The organism is Citrobacter sp. S46_ASV_140, assembly GCF_018919545.1.
GTDB lineage: Bacteria > Pseudomonadota > Gammaproteobacteria > Enterobacterales > Enterobacteriaceae > Citrobacter > Citrobacter braakii.
Genome location: NZ_JAHLRC010000180.1, coordinates 1 through 5,441, shown reverse-complemented (window position 1 = coordinate 5,441; position 5,441 = coordinate 1). Strand labels below are relative to the sequence as shown.

Genomic DNA, 5,441 nt, shown 5'->3' with positions numbered 1-5,441 from the left:
GTGCCAGAGCGCGATAGGGCTGAAGTAGAAACTACAACCGAATAGACATATTGAATCCAGGTGTTAGTATTCAATAGATAGCAGTTATGAGTATGCGTGTTTCATTTCCGGCCAGGAACGCTGATGATGACAACATTACTACCCGATTTCACAGCATTTTCGTCATTCACTTCCTGCGCGGCGCAGGTTGCCTTAACGCCTGTCCGCTCTCTGGCCATGGTTTCTTATTCCTTCTCATCCCGGATGGAATCTCCCGCTGAATAGCTGTTCAGTGGGCTTTGTGACACGCATCGTTTGATAACAGGGATTACGGCGGGTCGAATATGGATAAGTTTAAGCGTCATGTGATGTGGTGGGGGGCGGGCATCCTGGTCGTGGTGGCCGCGATAGCATGGTGGATGCTCCGTCCTGCCGGAATACCGGAGGGGTTCGCAGCCAGCAACGGCAGAATTGAAGCCACCGAAGTGGATATTGCTACCAAGATTGCCGGGCGAATTGACACGATCCTTGTGTCGGAAGGGCAGTTCGTTCGTCAGGGCGAGGTGTTGGCGAAAATGGATACTCGCGTGCTTCAGGAGCAGCGGCTGGAAGCGATCGCGCAAATCAAAGAGGCCGAAAGCGCGGTGGCGGCGGCGCGAGCACTGCTGGAACAGCGGCAAAGTGAAATGCGCGCCGCGCAGTCGGTAGTAAAACAGCGCGAGGCGGAGCTGCAGTCGGTTTCTAAACGCCATGTTCGTTCCCGTTCGCTATCCCAGCGTGGGGCCGTGTCTGAGCAACAACTGGATGACGATCGGGCCGCGGCAGAAAGCGCACGTGCGGCGCTGGAATCCGCAAAGGCGCAGGTCTCAGCGGCAAAAGCCGCAATTGAAGCCGCTCGCACCAGCATCATTCAGGCGCAAACCCGCGTAGAAGCCGCGCAGGCCACCGAACGTCGTATTGCGGCTGATATTGATGACAGCGAGCTGAAAGCCCCGCGCGATGGTCGCGTGCAGTACCGCGTTGCTGAACCGGGTGAGGTGCTTTCTGCGGGTGGGCGCGTACTGAATATGGTCGATCTCAGCGATGTCTACATGACGTTCTTCTTGCCTACCGAACAGGCTGGCTTACTGAAGATTGGCGGCGAAGCGCGCCTGGTGCTGGATGCCGCACCGGATCTGCGTGTTCCGGCGACCATCAGCTTTGTGGCAAGCGTCGCGCAGTTCACACCGAAAACGGTCGAAACCAGCGATGAGCGGCTGAAGCTGATGTTCCGTGTTAAAGCGCGTATTCCGCCAGAGCTATTGCAGCAGCATCTCGAGTACGTGAAAACCGGTCTGCCGGGTATGGCGTGGGTGCGTGTCGATGAAAATCGAGCCTGGCCTGACGACCTGATGGTGAGGTTGCCGCAATGACGCATCTGGCGCTGGTTCCCGTTCCTCCCGTGGCGCACCTTGACGGCGTGAGTCAGCATTACGGGAAAACGGTAGCGCTGAACAATATCACGCTGGATATCCCCGCCCGCTGTATGGTGGGGCTGATTGGCCCGGATGGCGTCGGAAAATCAAGCCTGCTGTCGCTCATCTCCGGCGCGCGAGTCATTGAACACGGTAACGTGATGGTGCTGGGCGGCGATATGCGCGACCCGAAACATCGCCGGGATGTCTGCCCGCGCATTGCCTGGATGCCGCAGGGGCTGGGGAAAAACCTGTACCACACGCTGTCGGTGTATGAGAACGTCGATTTCTTTGCCCGGCTGTTTGGCCATGACAAAGCGGAGCGCGAAGCGCGGATTACCGAGCTGCTGAACAGCACCGGACTGGCGCCGTTTCGCGATCGTCCGGCCGGGAAACTCTCGGGTGGGATGAAGCAAAAGCTGGGGCTGTGCTGCGCGTTAATCCATGACCCGGAACTGTTAATTCTCGATGAACCTACCACCGGGGTCGACCCGCTGTCCCGCGCCCAGTTCTGGGATCTGATTAACAGCATTCGCCAGCGGCAGACCAACATGAGCGTGCTGGTTGCGACCGCCTACATGGAAGAAGCCGAGCGCTTTGACTGGCTGGTGGCGATGAACGCCGGGGAGGTGCTGGCCACCGGGAGCGCGCAGCAGCTACGCGAAAAAACCAACTCCGACACGCTGGAGCAGGCGTTTATCGCGCTGTTACCCGAAGCCCAGCGCCAGGCGCATAAGCCAGTGGTGATCCCGCCGTATCACGCTGAGCAGGAAGAGATTGCCATCGAGGCGAAAGATCTGACCATGCGCTTCGGCAAGTTCGTGGCCGTTGACCACGTTAACTTTCGTATTCCGCGCGGGGAAATCTTCGGTTTTCTCGGCTCCAACGGCTGCGGTAAATCCACTACCATGAAAATGCTCACCGGGCTGCTACCCGCAAGTGAAGGTGAGGCGTGGCTGTTTGGGCAAGCGGTTGACCCGAAGAATATCGATACCCGTCGCCGGGTAGGCTATATGTCGCAGGCGTTTTCGCTTTACAGCGAGCTGACCGTGCGGCAAAACCTCGAGCTACACGCGCGGTTGTTCCATATCCCCGAAGCAGAAATCCCGGGGCGGGTACAAGAAATGAGTGAGCGCTTTTCGCTGACCGATGTCGAAGACGCGTTGCCCGGCGCGCTGCCGTTGGGGATCCGTCAACGCCTGTCGCTGGCGGTGGCGGTGATCCATCGCCCGGAGATGCTCATTCTCGATGAACCAACCTCCGGGGTCGATCCGGTGGCGAGAGACATGTTCTGGCAACTGATGGTCGATCTGTCGCGTCAGGATAAAGTGACCATTTTTATCTCCACCCATTTTATGAACGAAGCGGAGCGCTGCGACCGCATGTCGCTGATGCACGCCGGAAAAGTCCTGGCCAGCGGTACGCCGCAGGAGCTGGTGAAACAGCGTGGTGCCGCCAGTCTGGAAGAGGCGTTTATCTCCTGGTTACAGGAAGCGGCTGGTCCGGCGCCGGAGGCTCAGTTACCGCCAGCCAATGTCCCGGCAGTGCATGAAAACAGTCAACCGCCGCACCAGGGATTTAGCCTGCGGCGCTTGTTCAGCTACAGCCGCCGCGAAGCGCTGGAGCTGCGACGTGACCCGGTACGTTCAACGCTGGCGCTGATGGGCACGGTGATCCTGATGTTGATCATGGGCTACGGCATCAGCATGGATGTGGAAAACCTGCGTTTTTCGGTGCTCGATCGTGACCAGACAGTCAGCAGCCAGGCGTGGACGCTGAATCTGGCGGGATCGCGCTATTTTATCGAGCAGCCGCCGCTCACCAGTTATGACGAGCTGGACAAACGGATGCGCTCGGGCGAAGTCGCGGTAGCCATAGAGATCCCGCCAAATTTTGGCCGCGATATCGCGCGTGGAACGCCGGTGAAGATTGGCGTTTGGGTCGATGGCGCAATGCCGAGCCGTGCGGAAACGGTCAGAGGCTACGTGCAGGCGATGCACCAGACCTGGCTGCAGGATGTGATGGCGCGTCAGCCAAATACCAGCGGGCAAAACGGACTGATGACCATTGAAACTCGCTATCGTTACAACCCGGATGTGAAAAGCCTGCCAGCGATTGTTCCGGCGGTGATCCCGCTGCTGTTGATGATGATCCCCTCCATGCTCAGCGCTCTGAGCGTGGTGCGTGAGAAAGAGCTGGGGTCGATTATCAACCTGTACGTGACGCCCACTACCCGCAGCGAGTTTTTACTCGGCAAACAGTTGCCTTACATCGTGCTGGGCATGCTGAACTTCCTGCTGCTGTGCGCGCTGTCGGTGTTTGTATTCGGCGTCCCACATAAGGGGAGTTTTTTGACCCTGACGCTGGCCGCGCTGCTGTACGTCACCATTGCCACCGGGCTGGGATTGTTAATCTCCACGTTTATGAAAAGTCAGATCGCCGCCATTTTTGGTACGGCGATTATTACGCTGATCCCGGCGACGCAGTTTTCCGGGATGATCGACCCGGTCGCCTCGCTGGAAGGGCCGGGACGGTGGATTGGCGAAATTTACCCGACCAGCCATTTTCTGACCATCGCGCGCGGGACGTTCTCTAAAGCGCTGGATCTGACCGATCTCTGGCCGCTGTTTATTCCACTGGCGGTAGCCATTCCAGTGGTCATTGGTCTGAGCGTATTGCTGCTGAAAAAACAGGAGGGGTGATGCGCCGATTACGGAATATTTATAACCTCGGCATCAAAGAGTTACGCAGCCTGCTGGGTGACAAAGCGATGCTGACGCTGATCGTCTTCGCCTTCACGGTCTCGGTTTACTCTTCCGCGACCGTTCTGCCTGGGTCGCTGCACCTGGCGCCGATTGCCATTGCCGATATGGACCAGTCGCAGTTGTCGAATCGCATTGTGAACAGTTTTTATCGTCCGTGGTTTTTACCGCCGGAGATGATTACCGCCGATGAGATGGATGCCGGGCTGGATGCTGGGCGCTATACCTTCGCTGTGAACATTCCACCTGATTTTCAGCGCGATGTACTGGCTGGGCGGCAGCCGGATATTCAGGTTAACGTCGATGCCACGCGGATGAGCCAGGCCTTTACTGGCAACAGCTATATCCAGAATATCATCAGTGGCGAGGTGAACAGCTTTGTGTCGCGTTACCGCGATAACAGCGAGCTGCCGGTGGCGTTGGAAATGCGTATGCGCTTTAACCCTAATCTGGAACCCGCCCGCTTTGGCGCGGTGATGGCGATTATCAACAACATCACCATGCTGGCGATTGTGCTTACCGGGTCGGCGCTGATTCGCGAGCGTGAACATGGGACCATTGAGCACCTGCTGGTGATGCCGGTGACGCCGTTTGAAATCATGATGGCAAAAATCTGGTCGATGGGGCTGGTGGTGCTGGTGGTTTCCGGTCTGTCGCTGATGCTGATGGTAAAAGGGGTGCTTGGCGTACCGATTGAAGGCTCGATACCGCTGTTTATGCTGGGAGTGGCGCTGAGCCTGTTCGCCACCACGTCAATCGGCATTTTTATGGGCACGCTGGCGCGCTCCATGCCACAACTGGGATTGCTGATGATTCTGGTACTGCTGCCGTTACAGATGCTCTCCGGCGGCTCTACACCGCGTGAAAGCATGCCACAGGCGGTGCAGGACATTATGCTGACGATGCCGACTACCCATTTTGTTAGCCTTGCGCAGGCGATTCTTTACCGCGGCGCAGGGTTTAACATTGTCTGGCCGCAGTTCCTGACGCTGCTGGCGATTGGCAGTACGTTCTTCCTGATAGCGCTGCTGCGTTTCAGAAAGACGATTGGCACGATGGCGTAAATACTATTGCCGGATGGCGGCTGCGCCTTATCCGGCCTACAAACGGGAATGAATGTAGGCCGGGCAACATAACAGGCAATTACTCTTCTTTCGGCAGGCACTGCAGATGACCGTGGCGCACGCCGCGCTGGGAAATCACGTCATCGGCAAAATGCTGCACATCGCCCATGTCACCTTTTAGC

The 5,441-nt window shown here is 57.7% G+C and carries 3 protein-coding genes and 1 pseudogene; 3 read left to right on the top strand and 1 reads right to left on the bottom strand.

The genetic code is table 11. The features are described from left to right. Positions 1-323 precede the first annotated feature (323 nt). The 3 genes from KQJ19_RS22175 to KQJ19_RS22165 are packed head-to-tail and all read left to right on the top strand — an operon-like array spanning position 324 to position 5,259. Entirely contained in the window at positions 324-1,391 is a 1,068-nt protein-coding gene (locus KQJ19_RS22175; protein ID WP_049042423.1) for an HlyD family efflux transporter periplasmic adaptor subunit, read from the top strand. Next, the gene (gene rbbA / locus KQJ19_RS22170; protein ID WP_046274496.1) at positions 1,388-4,135 is read left to right on the top strand and encodes a ribosome-associated ATPase/putative transporter RbbA; all 2,748 of its coding nucleotides are present in this window, start codon (positions 1,388-1,390) and stop codon (positions 4,133-4,135) included. Before KQJ19_RS22175 ends, rbbA begins: the two co-directional genes overlap by 4 nt. Next, on the top strand, positions 4,135-5,259 hold the full coding sequence (locus KQJ19_RS22165; RefSeq protein WP_019078107.1) for an ABC transporter permease: 1,125 nt from the start codon (positions 4,135-4,137) through the stop codon (positions 5,257-5,259). Before rbbA ends, KQJ19_RS22165 begins: the two co-directional genes overlap by 1 nt. Before the next feature lie 79 nt (positions 5,260-5,338). On the opposite strand, the pseudogene KQJ19_RS22160 reads toward KQJ19_RS22165, so the two are convergent. Next, positions 5,339-5,441, bottom strand: a pseudogene (locus KQJ19_RS22160) (nickel-responsive transcriptional regulator NikR); the annotation flags it as partial.